A 20,653-nucleotide genomic window follows, 5' to 3' on the forward strand; every position below is an offset into this window, starting at 1 on the left:
AATACACAAATTGCGTTTGAAAGTCAATGCAGGAGATAGGGTTTCCAAGCTGGCCCCAGTAAATTTTTAATGGGAGAATCGTGGGCTTGGATCGGGTTGAAACGAAATGATACTGAAGAAACAAAATGAAAGAGGATGCCTGGCTTGGCAGGCATCCTTCTGAGACAGGTGATCTGGCGGAAGGTCTCGGTTACTCTGCAGGAGATTCTTGCGCTTTGACATTACGCCGCGACAAGTCGGGACCTGCAATCGGTTGAAATTCCGGTTCCGGCTCCAAATGTTCCTTGGTTGCAACACAGCGGTTAATGGGTGTGCCAATACTATGGAATTTTTCCTCGTAATCGGTCATGACCCCCCGAATCCCGTTCTTGTGGAGATCACGGGTTACTTGGGAAAGCGTGTAGCCTGCTTTCGGAAATTGAAACAGGGAATACTCAAATAAATCGTGATTGTCTGTTTTAAAATGAATCTCGCCGCCATCCCGTAAAATACCGCGGTAAAGAACCAAAAAATTCTTGTGGGTCAGGCGCCGGCGGGCGTGGTGATTAGAGGGCCACGGATCGCAGAAGTTGATATACAATAGGTCTACTTCGCCGGGAGCGAAATATTGACGCAGGAGAGCGGCATCGCCGTCAATGAAGAAGACGTTGTTTAAGTCCTTTTCACGGCAACGTTCCATGGCTATAACCATGGCATCTGGTACACGTTCTACAGCAATATACAGCGCTTGGGGGTTTTGTTGTGCCGTCTCTGCGGTAAAACGGCCTTTGCCGCATCCTAATTCTAGACGTAATTCTTTCGCATCCGGTTTCAAGTCACGCCAACGGCCACGGTAATCCATCGGGGAGGTAATTAAAATGTTGCTGCATTTTTCCATTCTTTGTGCAAGGTTTGGCTTTTTTCTCATCCGCATAAAAGGTCACCTCATTGCTTTCAGGTAAATTGTATATTAACACAGGAAAGGAATACTTGCAATCGATTCCAAAATATACTATACTAAGCAATAATCTAGAATCTGACTGTAAGGCTGGTCGGGGAAGAATGCTCGAAGATCAGGATAAATGCATCAGGGAAGCCTAAGTTAGCGTCCCATGGCCGAGCAGAAAACATGTAACCGGGCCTGCCGTAGTTGGCAGTATGATTGTGTATACGCCAAGCCGGATGAGAACTAGCTCATCGGGCGCAGATGGTAGCATGGGTGGTTTGGGAGCATAGGCCTGTCTATCCACGATAGGAACGGCTAAAGTCCGGAAGCCCTTGAAACACGGGACTTTGCGGGATTTTTCCAGGCAGCAAAGCAAGAAGAAAAACCTCTTTGACCACATAAATGACCACAGACAGGAAAAACTTTCAATCGCACGATTTTCGTGCTATAATCATGACAGCAAAATATCCGGGTGTAGCCCAGTTGGTAGGGCGCCACATTTGGGATGTGGAAGCCGCGCGTTCGAGTCGCGCCACTCGGACCAACCCCCTCTGAAATCGGATGATTGATGATTTCAGAGGGTTTTCTTTGTTTATTGCGGCGCAGAATTTGAGGATACTTGTCGGCTTGAATTGTTAAAACCGAAATCACAATATATAGTGCTATCGATGTATATCAGATTGAAAATATTGTTCAAATATGATATAAAATAGGAGGTATGGTAGATGTCAGAAATTAATCTTTCTGAGTTGTATTCTAACATGCAAGCTGAAATGCTACAGACTCTTCGTACTGGTGCAGCTGCATTTACACATCCAGGAACTAAAGGTGACAACACAGAGGTCAATTGGATTAACTGGTTTGCTAAATATCTGCCCTCCCGATATGCAGTTGACAAAGCTGTTATCATTGACTCTACCGGGAGATGTAGCAATCAAATCGATTTGGTGATTTATGATGCACAGTATTCGTATCTGGTATTTCACCATCAAGATAGCAAGCTAATCTGGATTTTGTGTCGGTGTGCTGTGGATCTGCTGACTCCCATTCTGTCGGCGAGCTGTCCGATAGGTATGTTCTCGATAATACCCATAAACAAAGCTGCCATTTGATTTCTGGTCAGTCAGGTGTCTGGGTGTTCGGAGAGAGCGAAGGCCTTTCCACAGTCTTTACATATCATCCGTATGCTACCCTTACTGGTCGTCCCATGTTTCTTGATACGAATGCTTCCACAATGCCTGCAAGCGGCTATAATTTCTTCTTCCTTGGTGTTTTATGTTCCGACCTTATTGCTTGCGCCCTAATAATCAGTTCATCCATTATTATTGTAAGTTACCGTTGGGTGCGAGTCAAGAGTTGCTGCATTGTTTGTAAGAGTTACTTCCGGGTGCTTTTTTGCAAGAGTAACTTCAGTCTGGCTGCCCATCCAACCGGAATTTAGTTTTTCTATTGAGGCTTTTCCTATGAAGGTAATGGCCCTATTTCTTTGTCTATTGCCCAGCAAAGTTTGAGCTGCTGTGAAATAAGAAAATGCTTCCCTCGCAAGGCCAGTGATGAGTCATCACCGACTTGGGGGAAGCGTTTTGTGTTTTATACTCTCTGGTTATCTCAGGCCATTCAGCACCGCACCAATATCGGAATTGAGCAGAATGGACTGTGCTTCAAGGCCTTTCATGGTGATGGCCTCACCCAGATTGATGCAGGCGTAAGTGGCCTTGGGATTTTGCGCCGTCATGTGCAGGAATGGCACTTTGATGATGCCGGGAGTATTGCTGCCGACGCCGAGTTCCAGGAACAAGATGTGACCGTTCCTATACCTATGCAGAAAATCCTCATATCGCCGAGCTGCGGCATACCAGCCCTCATCCTGCACAAAGCTGTCATCACAGCGCAAGTTCATAGTCATGGGCTTGCCGCACTTGGGACAGTGTGGAATCAGCTCAGAAGGGATACGCATGTCCGCTTGCTCCGCAATCATTCGTCGGACAGTAGCCTCGTTATCATAAGTGGCATGATGGCATGGTTCGCTGCATTGCCAGAGACCGTAGTCGCCCTGGGTGTAGAACAGCCGCGCCTTATCAAAACCAGCCAGTTGAAACTGATGGTCCACATTGGTGGTCAGGACGAAGTAGTTCTTATCCCTGACCAGATTCAGCAAGTCGGCATAAGGTTTGCCGGGTGTCACATCGTAACGGTTGTAATAGATGTGTCGGCTCCACCAGGCCCAGTATTCCTCCGGAGAGGGAAAGGGATAGAATCCGCCGGAATACATGTCGGTGATGCCGTACTTCTCATGGAAGTCAGAGAAGTATTTCAAAAAGCGCTCGCCGCCATAGGTCAGACCAGCAGAAGCGGAAAGGCCGGAGCCAGCGCCGATGAGGATGGCATCTGCGCTTTGTAACTCAACCTTCAGCCTCTCAATTTTCTGTGAGTAGCCTTCTGTAGATTTCGAGGTCCAGGTCTTTGAAAACATTGAAAATCACCTTCATTTTGCTGCTGGTCTCGGACTTATACCGACGTACAGTCTCCACGGCGATCTCGGCGGCACGCTGATTGGGAAAGTGGAACACGCCGGTGGAGATGCAGCAGAACGCGATGCTCTCCACGCCATTCTGCTGGGCCAGTTCCAGACAGGAGTGGTAGCAGGAGGCCAGCAGGCGCTCGTCCTCCGGGGTTACACGGCCCTCAATGATGGGGCCGACGGTATGCAGGACATAGTCGCAGGGCAGATTGTAGGCCTTGGTGATTTTGGCCTGCCCAGTGGGCTCCTCATGGCCCTGGCGCTCCATGATCTCAGCGCAGTCCAGCCGAAGCTGGACGCCTGCGAAAGTATGGATGCAGTTGTCGATGCAGGCGTGGCACGGCACATAACAGCCCGTCATGCCGCGGTTTGCGGCGTTCACAATGGCGCCGCACCGGAGCCGGGTGATGTCGCCCTGCCAGAGGTAGAAATTGCCGCAAACCAGCTCCAAATCGTCCAGGCGGGTGATGCCAGCGTCTTCGATTTCCTGACGCAGGTATTCGTCCTGCACGGTCAGAAATTCGGTGTCTATGGCTTGGGGGCGGCGGACATTCATAAGAGAACGCAGCATACGCTTCTGTTCATAGGCATCCGCCGGGACTTCCATGCCGCGATAGCGCCTGTCCTCGTCCAGCAGCCGCTGGATGAGAAATACTCTTTTTTCGGCCTGGTTCATATGCTTTTCTCCCATACGATAATTGCCCGCCCTTTCGCAGAGCGGGCAATCATTTTAGAATTTGTGGACTTCAGGTGCTGCGGTGAAGGAGCTGAATGTGGCAATGGCATTCTTCAGGTACAGCACCTGAGTATTGCCGTCATTCTCATCGTACATGGCCCGCAGGTTGGTGTAGTCGTCCAACATGGACTTCTTGGCTTCTACGCGGTCATCCTCCACCAGTTCAGCGGCGACGCGGAGCCACACGCCGTCCTTGAAGGCGCAGATCTCGCACTTGGGGTTGGCGGCCAGCTGTTTGGACACGGACTTGGATTTGCCGGTCTGAATATACAGCTTACCCTCGAAGATATGGGCAGTGCCGAAGGGACGGACGCGGGGCTGGTCGCCCTCCACGGTAGCCAGGTAGTATGTACCAGCAGACTTCAGAAATTCACATACTTTTTCCATGAGAGATACCTCCGTTTATTTGATTGCTTGACGCATCATGATTTTTCTTATATGATACAGTTAAAAGTTTCCCTTGTAAAGTAGGTACTATTTTGTTATATAGTTACCAAATAGAAACTATTGGAGGATTTATGATGGAACTGCCCGCATGTCCGGTGGAGACTACCCTGATGCTCATCGGGGACAAATGGAAGGTGCTGATCCTGCGGGATCTGATGGACGGCACCAAACGCTTCGGCGAACTGAAAAAGTCCATCGGTACGGTGTCCCAGAAGGTGCTGACCGCCCAGCTCCGGGACATGGAGGAGAAGGGTCTGCTCACCCGCAAGGTCTATGCCGAGGTGCCGCCAAGGGTGGAGTATACTCTCACCGAGACCGGCTATAGTCTGAAGCCAGTTTTGGACGCCATGGGGACCTGGGGTGCGGACTATCAGGCGAAGAACGGATAAGGAGAGTAGCAATGGTTCGTGAAATATGCAAAGACGAGGCGTTTCTCGCCCAAAAGGCGGAGCCCGCCACGGCAGACGATCTGGTTGCGGCGCAGGATCTGCTGGATACATTGGTCGCCCATAAGGATGGCTGTGTGGGCATGGCAGCGAATATGATCGGCGTCAACAAACGCATCATCGCATTTGACAACGAGGGCGAATACATGGTCATGTTCAATCCCGTCATCGTTAAGCAGTCCGGGGCGTATGAGGCCGAGGAGGGCTGCCTGTCCCTCACTGGTACGCGGCGCACGAAGCGTTTCCAGACCATCAAGGTGCAATGGCAAAACGAAAAGTTTCAAACCCGGCTCAAGACCTTCACCGGCTGGACGGCGGAGATCATTCAGCACGAGATCGACCATTGCGAAGGGATCATCGTATGAAGAAAAGGACGAGAATCATCCTGTCCGCGTGTCTGGCGGTCCTTCTTGTCATCGGAATCGGCGGCTATGCCTATCTGTCCGATTATTACCATGCCGATGAAACAGCCTTGGAAGCTATGGCCTATCAGACGGACAGTGTGCAGACGGAGCAGGACGGGGATGTGATCTGGTTCGTTCCCGAGGATCCGACCACAGGGCTGATCTTTTACCCCGGCGGGAAGGTGGAGTATACTGCCTATGCGCCCCTGCTGCGTGCCTGTGCAGAAAACGGTATTCTCTGCGCTCTGGTGCGGATGCCTGGCAATCTGGCTGTTCTGGATGCTAACGCTGCGGACGGACTCCAACAAGAACATCCGGAGATCACAACCTGGTACATAGCTGGACACTCTCTGGGCGGTGCTATGGCTGCGAACTACGTCACAGCACATTACGAGGATTTTGACGGGCTGATCCTGTTGGCCGCCTACTCCACAAAAGATCTCTCCCAGACAACCCTGCGGGTGCTCTCTGTCTATGGCTCGGAGGACGGAGTGATAAATCGGGAATCCTATGAAAAGAATCGCGCAAATCTCCCTGCAGATACCACCGAAGTGGTTCTGGACGGCGGCTGCCACGCTCAGTTTGGCAGCTATGGCCCACAGGATGGCGATGGGATCCCCACCATTTCGGGCGAGGAACAGGTTCGGCAGACCGTAGAAGCGATTGCGGCTTTCGTCGGACAGTAAGGAGGTCCAGTATGATACTCTATTTTACCGGTACCGGGAACAGCCGGTACATCGCAGAGCGCATCGCGGTCGCCCTGGGCGACGAGCTTCTCAGCATGAACGACCGCATCAAGGCGGGCGCTCACTCGCCTGTCGAGACTGACGAGCGTCTGGTCATCGTCACGCCCACTTACGCCTGGCGTATTCCGCGCATTGTGCGGGATTGGCTGACAGAAACGGATTTTCCCTGTGGGACGCAGACTTGGTTTGTCATGACCTGCGGCAGCGAGATCGGTAATGCCGCCGGGTATAACCAGGCGCTCTGCCGGGAGAAACAGCTCACCTATATGGGCACGGCGCAGATCGTCATGCCTGAAAATTACATTGCCATGTTCAACGCGCCGCAGGCGGAGGAAGCACGGCAAATCGTTGCCAAGGCGGAGCCGGACATTGACCGTGTGATCTCCGCCATCACGGCGAATCAAGCGTTCCCACCGACCCGTAATAACCTCTACGACCGCTTCATGAGCGGTCCGGTGAACCCAATTTTCTATTCTTTCTTCGTCAAAGCAAATGCCTTTACGGCCAGCGATGTCTGCACCGGATGCGGTCAGTGTGCAAGGCTCTGCCCAACGAACAACATCACGATTCAAAACGGCAAGCCTGTCTGGGGCGGTGATTGTACCCACTGCATGGCGTGCATCTGCCGCTGTCCTGCTGAAGCCATCGAGTACGGCAAAAGGAGCCTGGGCAAGCCCAGATATCATTTCGAGGCGCTCTGAGAAAAATAGTTTTTTCTTTGTTTATTGCCCCGCAAACTTTGAGTTGCTTCTTCCGCAGAAAACACTTGCATAACCCCCTGGTCAGAGTTACAATCCAACCAATCTGAAACGAGAAACGCTTCCCGTCCTGGGCCGGTGAAAAAGTCACCGGTTTGGGGTGGGAAGCGTTTTTGACCACATAAATGACCACAGACAGCGCCGGAACACCGGTCAAACGCAGGTTCAAAGAGGCTTAAAGAGTAATGGTAAACGAACAAAAAGGGCTAAAAACAACTATAAATGACCGGAAAAAGTTTTTCCAGATTGTTTGGGAGCAGGACGCTGCAGATTCGAATCCTGTTAGTTCAGTTAGCCGGTTTGGATCCACGGGTGCCGTCAACAGGTACTTTGTCGTGGTGCTTAAACAAAGTTTGGGACAGGCCCTGACAATGACCTGCGGCTATTGTGATTAGATACCCGCTCAAATCCGTTTCAAAGCACAGGCCTTTGCATTTATTCTTATTTTTTCCTTAACACGATTTTGATAAAGTTCAAATACTTTCCCCCACCGGCTTCTATGGCTTTGCGATCTCCGACAGCGTACTCATTTTCCTGCCTTAGCCAGTCCGCCCATACCTCTTCGTTGGATTCCATTTGGCTGACTTCAATGATCTCGGCATCCCTGCTCCGGCTGACCATGCTGCGCCAGTAAGCCACATCATGCATATAGTCCAGCTGCTCCGGTGTCCAGGACAGCAGCAATTCCGGAGGCAAATGGTCGTGGCAATCTTCCTTCATACCTGGGATAGCAATGTAGACATATCCACCTTTCTTGAGAAAGGGCAGCAGCTTTTGATCCAGAAATTCCGGATCACGGCCAAAATAGTTATAGGAATCCGTACTGACGACGGCATCAAAGAACTCTGCGTCAAACGGCAAAGCGGTCGCGTCTGCTTTGACCGGAACAATTTCCGTTTCGGACAGCCCCATTTTCCGGAAAAAACGCCGGTTTTCCTCCGGATCGCTCCACAGGTCCGCGGCATAGACAGTAAAACCGTGTTCCTTTGCCAGAAACACGCTGGTCAGCCCCTGTCCGCTGCCAAGGTCACAGACCACGCTCCCGGCAGGAATCTGATGACCGGTCAGCAGTTCTTCCTCCAATTTTATAGGATTTGGCCCCATGATTTTCTCCATGAGTTCCAGCGTGTTGCATTTTTCACTTAACGGATATTTCATGTATATTACCTCTTCTTGTTATACTTATTGATTTTTGAGATCTCTTTGAACTTCTTTTCTTTTGCGGCCAGGTAGCTTTCGCTGTCGGCGGCATAAGCATTCTCGTTTTTCAGCTTTTGATAGGACAGCCAGCGGCCGCCGTCCAAATCACCGCTCCGGATGGCAGCGCGGACAGCGCAGCCCGGTTCGCCCGAGTGGGAACAGTTGCGGAAGCGGCACCGGGCTGCCAGTTCTTCAATATCCCCGAAGGTCTGCTCAACGCCGGACGCGGCGTCCCACATGCCCAGCTCCCGCATGCCCGGGGTATCAATGACCATGGCCCCGTTGGGCAGAAACAGCAGTTCCCGGTGGGTCGTGGTGTGATGGCCCTTATCGTCATTTCGCAGACCGTCTGTCGCCAGGCGTTCTTCCCCCAGCAGGCGGTTGATCAGTGTGGACTTGCCCACACCGGAGGAGCCCACGAAGGCAACGGTCCTGTCCTGCGTGATATAAGGCATGATCTGCCGGTATCCGTCCGACTCCATGGCGGAGGTGGTCAGAATGGTTACGCCCATGGCGATGGCCTCCACCTCCCTTTGTTTTTGGGGCAGGTCCGCGCACAGGTCCGCTTTTGTCAGCACCACCACCGGATCCGCTCCGCTTTCCCATGCAACGGAAAGATAGCGTTCCAGCCGGCGCAGATTGAAATCGTTGTTCAAGCTCATGCACAGAAACACGGTGTCGATATTGGCAGCCACTATCTGTTCCGTTTTGGAAGTGCCTGCCGCCTTGCGCACAAACAGGCTTTTACGGGGCAGCACCTGATGGATGACGGCAGTATCCGGATCGGCACAGTCGGCCATTACGTAGTCGCCTACGGCGGGGTAATCGGAGGGGGATTGCGCATCGAATTGAAATTTACCGGAAACCAGAGCGTTCTGTTCGCCCACGACGGTGCAGATTCTGTACATACCCTTTTCCTGCAGCGTGATCCGCCCCACGGTCCGTTCGGGATACTGAGCGGCCAGCGCCGCCCAGCGGTCCGGGATCAAAAAACTCATCTGCGCCACCTCTCCAAATGTGCGTCCAGCAAGGCATATACCGACGCCTTATCGTCTGCGTCATCGTAAACACTGTACAATAGGTACATTGGGCCGTAAAAAGCCAGGGCTTCTGCCTGAGAACCCAATAAATCTGCCACATAGTTCAGCGGGCCGGCGCCAAGATACTGATGGTAAAGACCGCTCATTTCTTCGCTGCGGTATTGTTCCACCGTCAGCATCTTTCGGAAAGAAGATGCAAACTCATCTTCCGTCCAATAACGGAATTGCTGTTTGCTGAATATGATCAGATCCTTTACGGACGATCGTTCATAGGCTTCCGGCATGGCCTCTGCCGTTCCTTCCGGCAAAGAACAGGCGATCGCGTTTTCTCCATCCCGCTGTTCCATGACCTGTAAGATGCTGTCAAAAATATCCCGCTTATTTTTGTAATGCTTATAGAGGGAAGGGGCTTTGATACCGACAGCTTTTGCGATCTGATCCACACTGACAGCCTCATATCCCTCTTTTGAAAACAGTTTTACTGCTTCCGTCAGAATTCTTTGTTTCGTCGTTTCGTTTTTCATAACACCCTCGTGGCTAATGAACGTTAGCTAAATTATATGCTAATAATTGTTAGCTGTCAATACGCCGTTCAGAAAAGCTGCAAGCGGTGGTGTTGTTTTCCACTCTAATCATGTAGCGACCGGTATTGTTACGGGTGGAATAGTGTCGCTTGCAGATGATACTATTTTGAGATCCGCCACACTGTTTCAGCAAGGATGCCTTTGAAAAGCTGACCGGCGACAACAAGGAGCTGCTCATCATTCCAGGTGCGGGCGTACCGACCTCTGTGAACGGTTGGATGTGATCCCTTTTAACAAGATGGAAGGGCTCTTCAGATCATATATGGGCTGAATTTCATGGAGAACCTGTTGGGGATACGGTATGATTGCGCAGAGCACTGGTTGCGGTCAGTTTTTGCCATATTGATTCGTGAGTGAGTTCATATTCTGACAAAATCTTGCATTTTTCATTGTTATCCTCTACAATCATTTTGCGGTGGCTGATGGGAGGAGGACCGTAACAGGGGAAATCAAACTTGCGGAAGTGTGTGACGTCGACGCCTGGATGGAGCCGAGGAAGAGGTCAAGGACAGCTTTCCCGGGCTGGAGACGGTCAAAAGGGGAGTAGAGGATGGAATTTTTGGATTTAACGCCGGAAAATCTGCCTGGAGAACATCTGTGCTGCATGATCCGCAGTAAAAAAACGCATCCCGGCGTGGAGGCCAAGCGGAAATGGCTGGCAGACCGGCTGCGGGAGGGACATGTGTTTCGGAAGCTGAATGTGAAGGGGTGCGCCTTTATCGAATACGCGCCGCTGGAAACGGCCTGGGTCCCCATCGTAGGAGAGCGCTACCTGTACATCTATTGCCTGTGGGTCACGGGCGGACTGAAAGGCTGCGGCAGTGGCAGGGCGCTGATGGAATCCTGCATCGCGGACGCGAAGACCCGGGGCTGCGCCGGCGTCTGTATGCTGGGCGCGCAAAAGCAGAAGGCGTGGCTCTCTGACCAGAGCTTTGCAAAAAAATTCGGCTTTGAAACGGTGGACACTACTCCTGGCGGCTATGAACTGTTGGCCCTGTCCTTTGACGGGAGCAAGCCTGCCTTTGGCCCGAAGGCCAAACAGGAAACCATTGAGAACCGGGAACTGACGGTCTATTATGACCTGCAGTGTCCCTATATCCCGCAGCGGATCGAAACGCTCCAAACCTATTGCGGGGAACGGGAAATTCCCCTTTGCCTGATCCAGGTGGACAGCCTGGAGCAGGCGAAGAACTTGCCCTGCCCGTTCAATAACTGGGCGGTGTTCTATCAAGGCCGCTTTCAGACCGTAAACCAGATCGACGGTCCCGCACTGGAACGGATTGTAAAGAGAGGATAAAGGCGGGGGCGGGACAGCGCCTCGGTGATAGGGAGATGGGGCAGAACGTGGGTGCTGACACCTCCGTTTTATATGTAAAAAACGCAGCCCCCCCTGTGGGGACCGCGGATTTTGTAACATCGAAACAGGATAGATGCTGCCGCTTCCAGGGTAGCAACCGAAACCAAATCGAAGCCCAGCCAAGCGGGTTCGATTTGGAGAGGAGGAGCAGCGGCATGAGCGCGCTCTGACTTTTGAAAAAAGTCGGAGCAAGCGATATAAAGCTTGCTCCGACGTGGTGCCGGTGACCGGACTGCGACTCGCTTCGCTCGCATGTATTAAGCGGGCCTAACGCGCAAAGCGCCTAAGGCCCGCTAAATCGAACTTCCGGTTCTCGTCCGACCAGCACGAAAAATCCGCAGCCCCCACATGGGGGACTGCGGATTTTGGTGCACCGAATGAGGATAAATCCGAACCCTCAACATCTGCCAGAGTGATAGTCTTGGAACCATCCTTATAGTTGAAAGTAAGGATTATCTTGTCCTCATAAAGATACACCGCATTTACAAAGCTGTCGATCAGCCTTTGCCGCTGTTCCCGCTTTGTCACATCAAACTTGCGGAAACGGTAAATGAAAAATGCTATCTGTTCTCTTGTAAGCAGGGGTTTGTGCATTTCTTCCTGCAAAATGCTGACTTCAAGCTGGCTTTTTGTTTCTTCCAACTCGTCCAGCCTTTGCTTGGTGGATGGGGTAAAAATCCCTGCTTGAATAGCGTTGAGCATATTGTTAATACCTTTTTCCGTTTCTGCAAGCTGTTTTTTCAAAAGTGGCAGGTCGGTGCTTTCTTTCTTCTGCAACTCCATCAGCGTATCAATCAGCCGCTCCATGACTTCATCATTCATAATTGCTTTCATGGTATAATTGACAACCAAATCTTCAATCCAGTCTTTCTTGACCGCTTTCTTGTCACAGAGCTTCTTTTTCTTAGTATTCACACAGCGATAATAACGGTGTACTTTCATTGTATGGCTTGTGCCGCTTTCTCCCACCATGAAAGAGCCGCATTTCCCACAGTACAGCTTCGTTGTCAAAAGGTAATCATCCTCGGCTTTGTGACGGGCAGGAGCTTTTTTGTTCTTTGCCAGCCGTTCCTGTACCCGTTCAAACAACTCTTTCGGGACAATCGCCGGAATACCGTCCTCCTTGACTACATCACGATAGCTGTATTCTCCCATGTAACGGCGGTTCTTTAGCAGGTGGTTCATAATATTCAATGTGATTTTCCCGCCACGAATGGAACGCATACCCCGGCTGTTTAACAGATTGACAAGTTCCTGCATGGTCGCACCCTCGCTGTACTTTGTAAACATTTCCAGTACCACCGGGGCGGTCTTGGGGTCGATTTGATAAAACTGCTGTTCGTCAATGTAATATCCCATCGGGACAGTACCGCCATTGTATTTACATTTCAGCGCATTGTCAGTCAGACCTCGAATAACCTTTTCAGAAAGTTCCGCAGAGTAGTATTCTGCATAGCCCTCCAGCATAGCTTCCAGAATAATTCCCTCGCTGCCCTCGGAGATATTTTCCCTTGCGGAAATGACTTTCACACCGTTCTTTTTCAAGAGATTTTTGTAGCGTGCGCTATCATAACGGTTTCGTGCAAAGCGGTCTAATTTCCAGACAAGGACAACATCAAACAAGCCCTTTGCGCTGTCTTTAATCATCTTCTGAAATTCAGGGCGGTTGTCCGTTTTTGCTGATAAAGCCCGGTCAATGTATGTTCCTAAAATCGTGATACCGTTTCGTTCTGCATAATCCTTACATTCTCGCAACTGCCCCTCAATACTTTCTTCTCGTTGATTATCGGAAGAATAGCGGGCGTAGATCACACCTTTCATTTATCCACCTCCATCATTTGAAGAAGCGTCTGCTTTAACTTTTTACTCATTGGCGATTGCGGGTCAAAACACATTTCAATAAACTGCCGCATTTCCTCACTGCCCGTTGCAATTTTAGGGCGGTATTCGTACAGCTTGCCTTGGGGCTTATCCGTCCGGGCAAACAGGTAATCCATAGACACATCAAAATAATCTGCATACTTCACAAGCGTTTCCAAAGACGGAGCAGATTGTCCCTGTTCATAGCGGTTAATGCTGGACTGTTTTACTCCCAGCAAATCCGCCATCTTTACCTGTGACAGTTTCACGCTCTCCCGCAATATCCGCAGACGTTCTCCCAATTCTTTCATAGCTGCGACCTCCCTGTTTTCTCTGTGCTTATTATAACATTTATGCGTTTTATTTTCAATCCGCAATAAGCATAATTATTATGATAAATGCTCGCATAAAGAGCAGAGGAAACAGGGAATGCAGCACCAAAATAAGCGGTCAATCTGACTGTGATGTTACAGCAGACTGAAACCGCTTATTTTTGCGTTTTGCGGGGAATGTGGGTACACATGACCGCAAAACAGGGTTTCCAAAGGGTATCCCTTTGGCACACGACTTTGCTTGCAAAGTGTAGTGTGTTATACGCTCTGTCGGCGTTGCTGCGAAAATGAAGTTGCCGGGGGAGGGCAAGTACATTTGAAGTAGCAAGAAAACAGGGCTGTGGTTGCATGGCGTAAAGCCGCAAATACAGGGCTGGTTTCAGCAGCAGACAGGGCGTATAGGAAAGCCCCCGTCCATCGTCCCACGTCGGACTTCGGGACAAAATGTCCCGAACTTGTGGACACACTCACGAAAAAGCGGGTGGGTTTTTCTCTCAAAATTGAAATGGGCGGGAAGCCATTTTAAGGGCTTTCCCGCCTTGATTGCCTATCAGCAAAGGTAGGCGAAACTGTCAACGGCGGCGCATTTATGCGCCGTTCATCTTGACCGTTGACTGGATCGGCTGGCTTTGCGATTTCCCATCACTTTAATAAATGCGTTTTCTTCTCAATCGTCGCTTTTACGAGCAAAACTGTTTTGGGATTGACAATCAACATTTCGTAAAACTGGCAATACGAAAACCAAAACGGCAACCGCAATAATCCCTATTCCACAAAGTAAAAACCATTTTTCCACACCAATTCGTTCTGCAAAAATACCGGAACACAGCAAACCCAGCGGCATGGCAAAGGACATCACGCTTCCGAGCAATGAGAAAACCCGTCCCAGATATTCTGGTGGAAGCTGCTCTTGAAACAAGGCGTTTTGTACTCCGTAAAATGGAGAAGTTAATCCCATGACTGTACAACAAATTACAAATATAAAAAACGCATTGGTGGGCAGCAAACCGGAAATCGCAATGCTTACCCCCATCACAAGAACCGATAGACCGATTGAAAAAATCCGGTTCTTGAATCCACCCCAAACGCTGAGCAAAATTCCCCCTGCAAGCATACCGCCTGCAAAAGCAATTTCTGCTATGGACGCATGGGTAGGTGTTCCACGAAAGTATCCCATGCTCATTAAAGGGTACAATGCACTGATAGGCATAAAGAAAAACATATATGCCGTTCCAATCCAAAGTAATGCGAACAAACCCTTGTTTTTCTTTAACTCAAAATATCCCTCCTTCATATCCCGGAAAAATCTGTTTTGGCTTTCGCCTGGGCATATTGGCGGATTTGGAATCGACAGAACCGCAACAACGCCGCAAGCCAGAACTGCGCCGATAATATCCAATAGAATAATCGTGCTTAATGACCAGACACTATATAAGAAAGCGGCAGCGGCTGGGCTGATCAGGGACACGGCGGCCTGCATGGTCTGATTATAACCGGCACATTTGGTTAGCTGGTCTTGCGGAACCATAAGCGGTGTAACTGCGCTGGACGCAGGAGAATGAAAAGCGTTGCCGATACTTCTGACAAATAAGACCAGCATAATGAGCCATATGGGCAGTTCCATAAACACTGAAACGACTGCCAGAAATCCTCCTGTTGCGGCAATCATAAGGTCTGCTCCGATCATCACTCCTTTGCGGCTATGGCGATCCACAAAAGTCCCTGCAAAGGGGCCAATCACAGCTTGAGGAAGAAAGCCCATCAAGGTTGCAATGGATAAGACCATAGCGGAATTTGTTTTTGCTGTGAGATAGAATATAATGGACATTTGCAAAATCCCACTTGTAATGAGAGAAACGCTCTGTCCCGCCAGCATAGTAAAATACTTCTTTTTCCAAAATTTAGTTTCTGTTGTCATATCAATACCTCCTGTTTTTGTCACATACTCTTTTCTGCGCAACAAAAAGCAGATATATGCTCCACTATGGGCATATACCTGCATAACAAAAGGCACGACAAGAAATACTCTATGACAATCATTGTCATAAAGGATTGACCTACGTGTTTCTCTGTACGCACGACAAAAAAGCCCATCACATGGAATGAAAAACCGACTTTTTGTTGTTTATTAGCGTACAAAAATTAACACACGTAAGCCTCCTTTCAACTTCAAACTGATTGTCAGAATATCATATAACAGATAGATTGTCAATCAGTTTGAAAAATTTTTGAAGTGGATTGGTTTGTTTATAACTGAAAATCTAATTTCTTTGAACTTGCAGGGAATGGAATGCTCCGCTTACTTTTTTAGCCCTAACAATTATAATATCTGGAATTTCCTTGTTAAAATAGCATTCTTCATAAAAACCATCAATTACAAAACCAGTGTCAAAACACATATTAAAAATATCCTGCAAAGAACGATGATAGTAACATTGCTTTTGTGGTTGTCCTTCAATCGCAATATCGTAGTAGCTGTGTGGTGTCATGTATTTATCTGTCAGTGTAACAAAGCACGGATGCTGTGTTGCAAATACAAAAACTCCATTATCCTCAATCAAATTGTAAACAGCGGTAAAAAGCGGCTTAATATCGGTAATATCCATGACCGCCATATTTGAAACCGCTTTTGTGAACATCCTGTTTCTTTTTAACGTCTTCATACTGATTTCATTAGTGGCATCTGCTACGTAAAATTCAATTCTATCAGTATTGTGTTTTCTTCGTTTCTTTGCCAGTTCAATCATTTTTTCACCATAATCAAAGCCAACAACTGAAATGCCTTTTTCAGCAAGATATGCCGAATAGTTTCCGTTTCCACACGCAATATCTAAAATATAATCTGAGGAATTGGGATTTAGAAGTTCTGTGACCTTTGGACGGACCACGTTTCTGTGAAAATCATTTGATTCATCACCCATTGTATAATCCCAAAATTCAGCATTTTGATCCCATATCATTTTACTTTCTTCTTTTGAGTATCGCATAATTCCTCCTTCAATTAGAAGTTTTCTATCTATTCAATAGGCAAATTATGTTGTTTCAAAAAGGAAAGTTTATCCCAGTAACCTCTTTGAAATAAAATTTTCCCGTTCACAACATGGAAAAATCCGCAGCCTCTTAATCCTAATGGGTCTCTCCATTCTAAAATTGCCCACTGCCCATCTTCAAATATATTTTCTACAATGGCTGTCATATCAGCTGTGGTAAATTCTGTTGTGAACATTTCTCTGATTGCCTCTATCCCAATCACCGGTTCATTTGTTACCTGATGATTGGTTGCGTTATCATGGTACAGACTCACGATTGCCTCAACATCGTGGTCGTTAAAAGCATCTACCCATTTACATACTACTTCTTTTGGTCGTAACATCATGATTTCCTCCATCTATCTTTGTTTCCTTGCCTGCCAGTTCAATCATTTTCTTCGCCAACTGCTGGAACTGCCCGGCAGTTTCCTCGTCCATCGGAAGAAGCTGCCCGACCCGTCCGGCAATCATAGCGGTCACATCATCCATAGAAAGCGGCTCCTGCTGGTGGTTTTTCATGGCTTCCTGCATAGTTTGGAACATGGCAGCGGTAATGGTTTCTCCCGGCTGCTCGCCGCTGTCCATCTCTTTCTTAATGTCCCGCAGGATAGCAAGGAACACATTCTTGATTTTCTCAATCTCTGCTTCATGGTCGCCCATTTTCTGTGCGTTCAAGAACTGCAAGTCCTGTCTTGCTTCTGCCCGGTGTTCCGGGTGTTCTTTCATCAGATCAGACAGGGAAGCCGTTGCCATTTCAATAAGCTGGTTTCGTGCCATAATGCCCTTTGCCGCTGTGTCCTGAAAATAAATCCGTATCAAATCTATCAGTTTCGGGAAGTTCCTGTGTTCCAGCAAGCGATTTAGGATTTGCACATCCACAGCACCCGTCACAAGCCCTTTGACTGCTCCCTCGGACAAGCCCAGCTCGGATATATCATAGCTTTTGCGGACGCTGATATTGGATAGCCCCAGTATATAGTCGGTGGACACCTTAAATTCCTTTGCCACACCAATGAGAATATCGCTGCTGACTGTCCTTGTTTCGCCGCTGACAATGCGGCTCAGCTGGGAAGCGGAAACGCCGATCTTCTCTGCAAGTTCTTTTTGTTTGATTTTGTTTCCGTTGCATAGGTCAGAAATCCTCTGTCCGGGTGTTCCGGGTAAAGCCATAGTATGCACCTCCTCCGTATAACTCTATTATACAGCAAAATTGCAAAAATGCAATTTTAAAAGTGTAAACTTCACAGAAATGCAATTCTCGCAAAATTCCGAGGATTGCATTTTTTTCGTGTAGACTTAGGGTAGTTCATCGATGAGCTGCACCTTGAAAACAGAATGACCGTCCGAAAAAGGAATATTTCTCCCGGCGAAGTATCGCATTTGCGTACCAACGGAGAACACACGCCGCAGAAATGGGGCAGGAAGCCTTTTCGGGGAAAACGGCAATCAGACAAAGCGGAGGACACACATGGAAAACAATCTCAAAAAGCTGCCGCCGTTGGAGCGCAAGCCGGACGGCTCTCTGTACCGCATGACCCCAGCACAGCGGAAACGGGCAAACGCCTTGATTCGCCGGGAATGTTGCAGCTATGACAGCGGCAACTGCATTGTGCTGGATGATGGCGATACCTGTATCTGTCCGCAGACGATTTCTTTCTCGGTCTGCTGCAAGCATTTCCGCTGGGCTGTCCTGCCGCTGGATCGGACGCTGGAAGCAGAGATTTTCCGGGATAAGGACACAAAACGGTGTATTGTCTGCCGGAGAGCTTTTGTTCCCGGCTCTAATCGGGCGAAATACTGCCCGGATTGTGCCGTCAGCGTTCACAGGCGGCAGAAAGCAGAAAGTGAACGGAAAAGGAGGGCGTGCGTGGACAATTAGGGGCGAAAAAATCCTGTATTTATGGGGCTTTCCGAACACCAAACCAGGGCAGGTGGTATTCTTTATCGCTAACTCTCAAAACAGGGCTTCTAATTGTCCATAAGACACTATGACGAAGTTTATCTATCACTACCAACAGGAACGGGCGCAGAGCTTCACCCAGCTTCCCAATTTCCTGTTTGAAGCACCAACCTATCAGCCATTATCCAATGAAGCAAAGCTGCTGTACGCCTTTATCCTGCGCCGGGCAGACCTATCCCGCAAAAATGGATGGGCTGACGAGTACGGACGGATTTACCTGTACTATCCCATCTGTGAGGTAGTGGGCCTGCTTCACTGTGGGCGGCAAAAGGCAGTCAACACCCTGCGGGAATTACAGTATGCAGAGCTGATCGACATCAAGAAACAGGGCTGTGGAAAACCCAACCGCATTTACCCAAAATCCTATGAGGGCAGTTCCAATCTCTGACTTCTTGAATTTCCATTTTGGTACGCCGGAGAGCTGAAAACCGTACTTGACGAGTACAAAAATCAGCCCTCTTGGAGTACCGAAATCGGACGGTATAGAAATACAGAGATTAAAATGATTTATTTATATCGATTCCATTCCAATCCTATCAGAGCTATTTGGGGCGGGATTTTCCTTGTGGAAAACCCCGGGAACGGAAGGGAAAGGAACGAGGAAAGGAGTTTATGGCACAACACGCAATTTTGCGATTTGAAAAGCACAAGGGCAACCCGGCAAGACCGCTGGAAGCCCATCACGAAAGGCAAAAGGAACAGTACGCCAGCAATCCCGACATTGACACCAGCCGGAGCAAGTACAATTTCCACATTGTCAAGCCGGAGGGCAGGTACTACCACTTTATACAGAACCGTATTGAACAGGCAGGCTGCCGTACCCGTAAGGACAGTACTCGGTTTGTCGATACGCTGATTACCGCCAGCCCGGAGTTTTTCAAGGGCAACCCCCCAAAGGAGATACAGGCGTTTTTTCAGAGGGCGGCTGACTTCCTCATTAACCGGGTAGGCAAAGAAAATATCGTGTCGGCGGTGGTACACATGGACGAAAAAACACCCCATCTGCATTTGGTCTTTGTTCCACTGACGCAGGACAACCGGCTGTGTGCAAAGGAGATTATTGGGAACAGAGCCAACCTCACAAAGTGGCAGGACGATTTTCACGCCTATATGGTGGAGAAATATCCAGACTTGGAGCGTGGAGAAAGTGCCAGCAAGACAGGCAGGAAGCATATTCCCACCCGGCTGTTCAAGCAGGCGGTCAATCTCTCCAAACAGGCAAGAGCTATTGAAGCCACGCTGGACGGCATTACCCCGTTCAATGCAGGGAAGAAGAAAGAGGAAGCCCTCTCCATGCTGAAAAAGTGGTTTCCCCAGATGGAGAATTTCTCCGGGCAGCTCAAAAAATACAAGGTCACGATAAGTGACCTGTTAGCTGAAAATGAAAAGCTGGAAGCAAGAGCCAGAGCCAGTGAAAACGGCAAGATGAAAGACCGTATGGAACGGGCGAAGCTGGAAAGCGAACTACAGAACATTCAGAAACTTGTTGACCGTATCCCGCCGGAGGTGCTGGCGGAATTGAAACGGCAACAGCGACACACAAAGGAAAGGTGATTGATTATAAGCAGATTTTTACGCCGCCCCTATGCGGCATTGTACCTTGACAACTGAATAAAGAAAGGCGAGCTATGGCAGAAAAGCACTCGGACAAAATCCCACAGTATGAGATAAATGCCCTTGCCCGGTGCTTGCTTCCCGAAATTCAGAAATTCTTTGCCAGCCCGGAGGGGCAGAAAGAATTTGAAGAATGGAAAGCACAGAGGGCAAAGGAAGCAGAACAACATAAAAGCGTATAACAAAAGCGGCGGTATCGTTATGATACCGCCGCTTTTGCTTTAGCATAGATATACTAAAAATCCGAATCCGTCCCCGATTGGAACCGGGTTCGGATTATCATGGTCTGGTGCCGGTGACCGGACTCGAACCGGTACGCTGTCGCCAGCGGTGGATTTTGAGTCCACTACGTCTACCAATTCCATCACACCGGCAGGTGCGGTAAATATTATACCTGAAAAAAAGAGGTTTGGCAAGCCCCAAGATAACTTTCTTCTTTGATTGCCGCATCGAAACCGGAGAGGACAGGGAAAAATAAAACCGGCAATCTTCGGGAAGAAGATTGCCGGTTGTTGTCAGGTGGCTTCTGTTTGTGAACTTCAAAGATAGAATACTTATTGTTTAAGTAGGATAAAAGTAAAACAAATAGTCTCTACCTACATAGAGCACATACTGTAATTCCGAGTTCATAGTGTTTCTTGCTTCTCCCTCATAAGTTCCAGGTGAGATAACCCTGGACTGCAATGGTGAGAAC

The 20,653-nt window shown here is 49.0% G+C and carries 23 protein-coding genes, 2 tRNA genes and 1 pseudogene; 11 read left to right on the forward strand and 15 right to left on the reverse strand.

Going from position 1 to position 20,653, the window contains the following annotated elements:
* Positions 1-190 precede the first annotated feature (190 nt).
* Complete coding sequence (gene trmB, locus I6E42_RS06605) at positions 191-913, reverse strand: tRNA (guanosine(46)-N7)-methyltransferase TrmB (protein ID WP_235371141.1); 723 nt, start codon at positions 911-913, stop codon at positions 191-193.
* A gap of 480 nt (positions 914-1,393) precedes the next feature.
* Between trmB and I6E42_RS06610 the strand changes: the two genes are divergently transcribed.
* Positions 1,394-1,469 (forward strand) — tRNA-Pro (locus I6E42_RS06610).
* A gap of 181 nt (positions 1,470-1,650) precedes the next feature.
* Positions 1,651-2,037, forward strand: coding sequence for a DUF6602 domain-containing protein (locus I6E42_RS06615; protein WP_235371142.1), 387 nt, complete (start codon positions 1,651-1,653; stop codon positions 2,035-2,037).
* Positions 2,038-2,048: 11 nt separating this feature from the next.
* Here the strand turns inward: I6E42_RS06615 and I6E42_RS12960 are convergent, their stop codons facing one another.
* From I6E42_RS12960 to I6E42_RS06630, 4 genes are all read right to left on the reverse strand, one after another.
* Entirely contained in the window at positions 2,049-2,180 is a 132-nt protein-coding gene (locus I6E42_RS12960) for an IS1/IS1595 family N-terminal zinc-binding domain-containing protein (protein ID WP_459559320.1), read from the reverse strand.
* A 348-nt stretch (positions 2,181-2,528) separates the two neighbouring features.
* Positions 2,529-3,398 carry an SIR2 family NAD-dependent protein deacylase gene (locus I6E42_RS06620; protein WP_235371143.1) on the reverse strand — a complete coding sequence of 290 codons (870 nt, stop codon included), beginning with the start codon at positions 3,396-3,398 and terminating at the stop codon, positions 2,529-2,531.
* Positions 3,343-4,122, reverse strand: coding sequence for a protein-ADP-ribose hydrolase (locus tag I6E42_RS06625; protein WP_235371144.1), 780 nt, complete (start codon positions 4,120-4,122; stop codon positions 3,343-3,345). The genes I6E42_RS06620 and I6E42_RS06625 overlap by 56 nt, the downstream gene beginning before the upstream one ends.
* 54 nt (positions 4,123-4,176) lie before the next feature.
* Positions 4,177-4,569, reverse strand: coding sequence for a pyridoxamine 5'-phosphate oxidase family protein (locus tag I6E42_RS06630; protein WP_235371145.1), 393 nt, complete (start codon positions 4,567-4,569; stop codon positions 4,177-4,179).
* A 134-nt stretch (positions 4,570-4,703) separates the two neighbouring features.
* Between I6E42_RS06630 and I6E42_RS06635 the strand changes: the two genes are divergently transcribed.
* The 4 genes from I6E42_RS06635 to I6E42_RS06650 are packed head-to-tail and all read left to right on the forward strand — an operon-like array spanning position 4,704 to position 6,926.
* Positions 4,704-5,018, forward strand: a complete 315-nt coding sequence (locus I6E42_RS06635; protein WP_235371231.1) for a winged helix-turn-helix transcriptional regulator — start codon at positions 4,704-4,706, stop codon at positions 5,016-5,018.
* Positions 5,019-5,029: 11 nt separating this feature from the next.
* Positions 5,030-5,440, forward strand: a complete 411-nt coding sequence (locus tag I6E42_RS06640) for a peptide deformylase (protein ID WP_235371146.1) — start codon at positions 5,030-5,032, stop codon at positions 5,438-5,440.
* A complete protein-coding gene (locus I6E42_RS06645; protein WP_235371147.1) occupies positions 5,437-6,165 on the forward strand; it encodes an alpha/beta hydrolase in 729 nt (242 codons plus the stop codon). Before I6E42_RS06640 ends, I6E42_RS06645 begins: the two co-directional genes overlap by 4 nt.
* An 11-nt stretch (positions 6,166-6,176) precedes the next feature.
* Positions 6,177-6,926, forward strand: a complete 750-nt coding sequence (locus I6E42_RS06650; protein ID WP_235371148.1) for an EFR1 family ferrodoxin — start codon at positions 6,177-6,179, stop codon at positions 6,924-6,926.
* Between the two features lie 498 nt (positions 6,927-7,424).
* Here I6E42_RS06650 and I6E42_RS06655 read toward each other — a convergent pair whose 3' ends face one another.
* Genes I6E42_RS06655 through I6E42_RS06665 form a run of 3 tightly spaced genes read right to left on the reverse strand, consistent with a single transcriptional unit; the run spans position 7,425 to position 9,747 of the window.
* Positions 7,425-8,141, reverse strand: coding sequence for an SAM-dependent methyltransferase (locus I6E42_RS06655; protein ID WP_235371149.1), 717 nt, complete (start codon positions 8,139-8,141; stop codon positions 7,425-7,427).
* 5 nt (positions 8,142-8,146) lie between these two features.
* Positions 8,147-9,181, reverse strand: a complete 1,035-nt coding sequence (gene rsgA / locus I6E42_RS06660; RefSeq protein WP_235371150.1) for a ribosome small subunit-dependent GTPase A — start codon at positions 9,179-9,181, stop codon at positions 8,147-8,149.
* Positions 9,178-9,747: a TetR/AcrR family transcriptional regulator gene (locus I6E42_RS06665; protein ID WP_235371151.1), complete on the reverse strand. Its 570-nt coding sequence runs from the start codon at positions 9,745-9,747 to the stop codon at positions 9,178-9,180. The genes rsgA and I6E42_RS06665 overlap by 4 nt, the downstream gene beginning before the upstream one ends.
* 610 nt (positions 9,748-10,357) lie before the next feature.
* Here I6E42_RS06665 and I6E42_RS06675 point away from each other — a divergent pair.
* Positions 10,358-11,104 carry a GNAT family N-acetyltransferase gene (locus I6E42_RS06675; protein ID WP_235371152.1) on the forward strand — a complete coding sequence of 249 codons (747 nt, stop codon included), beginning with the start codon at positions 10,358-10,360 and terminating at the stop codon, positions 11,102-11,104.
* Positions 11,105-11,431: 327 nt separating this feature from the next.
* Here I6E42_RS06675 and I6E42_RS06680 read toward each other — a convergent pair whose 3' ends face one another.
* The 6 genes from I6E42_RS06680 to I6E42_RS06705 all read right to left on the reverse strand — a co-directional run bounded on the left by I6E42_RS06680 (position 11,432) and on the right by I6E42_RS06705 (position 17,555).
* Entirely contained in the window at positions 11,432-12,985 is a 1,554-nt protein-coding gene (locus I6E42_RS06680; RefSeq protein ID WP_235371153.1) for a recombinase family protein, read from the reverse strand.
* Complete coding sequence (locus I6E42_RS06685; protein ID WP_193484026.1) at positions 12,982-13,335, reverse strand: helix-turn-helix domain-containing protein; 354 nt, start codon at positions 13,333-13,335, stop codon at positions 12,982-12,984. The genes I6E42_RS06680 and I6E42_RS06685 overlap by 4 nt, the downstream gene beginning before the upstream one ends.
* A 688-nt stretch (positions 13,336-14,023) precedes the next feature.
* Positions 14,024-15,274 (reverse strand): MFS transporter, encoded by a 1,251-nt coding sequence (locus tag I6E42_RS06690; RefSeq protein WP_235371154.1) that lies wholly within the window; start codon positions 15,272-15,274, stop codon positions 14,024-14,026.
* A 343-nt stretch (positions 15,275-15,617) separates the two neighbouring features.
* Entirely contained in the window at positions 15,618-16,343 is a 726-nt protein-coding gene (locus I6E42_RS06695) for a class I SAM-dependent DNA methyltransferase (RefSeq protein WP_193484027.1), read from the reverse strand.
* A gap of 29 nt (positions 16,344-16,372) precedes the next feature.
* Positions 16,373-16,744 (reverse strand): nuclear transport factor 2 family protein, encoded by a 372-nt coding sequence (locus I6E42_RS06700; protein WP_459559319.1) that lies wholly within the window; start codon positions 16,742-16,744, stop codon positions 16,373-16,375.
* A complete protein-coding gene (locus I6E42_RS06705; RefSeq protein ID WP_193484028.1) occupies positions 16,701-17,555 on the reverse strand; it encodes a helix-turn-helix domain-containing protein in 855 nt (284 codons plus the stop codon). Before I6E42_RS06705 ends, I6E42_RS06700 begins: the two co-directional genes overlap by 44 nt.
* Before the next feature lie 298 nt (positions 17,556-17,853).
* Here I6E42_RS06705 and I6E42_RS06710 point away from each other — a divergent pair, with 298 nt between their 5' ends.
* The 4 genes and pseudogenes from I6E42_RS06710 to I6E42_RS06725 all read left to right on the forward strand — a co-directional run bounded on the left by I6E42_RS06710 (position 17,854) and on the right by I6E42_RS06725 (position 20,141).
* Positions 17,854-18,264: a cysteine-rich VLP domain-containing protein gene (locus I6E42_RS06710; RefSeq protein WP_193484029.1), complete on the forward strand. Its 411-nt coding sequence runs from the start codon at positions 17,854-17,856 to the stop codon at positions 18,262-18,264.
* A 109-nt stretch (positions 18,265-18,373) separates the two neighbouring features.
* A pseudogene (locus tag I6E42_RS06715) lies at positions 18,374-18,770 on the forward strand (replication initiator protein A).
* A gap of 187 nt (positions 18,771-18,957) precedes the next feature.
* Positions 18,958-19,899 carry a MobV family relaxase gene (gene mobV / locus I6E42_RS06720; protein ID WP_193484030.1) on the forward strand — a complete coding sequence of 314 codons (942 nt, stop codon included), beginning with the start codon at positions 18,958-18,960 and terminating at the stop codon, positions 19,897-19,899.
* Between the two features lie 74 nt (positions 19,900-19,973).
* Positions 19,974-20,141, forward strand: a complete 168-nt coding sequence (locus I6E42_RS06725; protein WP_226812126.1) for a hypothetical protein — start codon at positions 19,974-19,976, stop codon at positions 20,139-20,141.
* Positions 20,142-20,246: 105 nt separating this feature from the next.
* Here the strand turns inward: I6E42_RS06725 and I6E42_RS06730 are convergent.
* A tRNA-Leu gene (locus I6E42_RS06730) sits at positions 20,247-20,333 on the reverse strand.
* Between the last annotated feature and the right edge of the window lie 320 nt (positions 20,334-20,653).

The sequence above is a fragment of the Pseudoflavonifractor phocaeensis genome, assembly GCF_021531815.1.
In the GTDB taxonomy this organism is placed as follows: Bacteria; Bacillota; Clostridia; order Oscillospirales; family Oscillospiraceae; genus Lawsonibacter; species Lawsonibacter phocaeensis_A.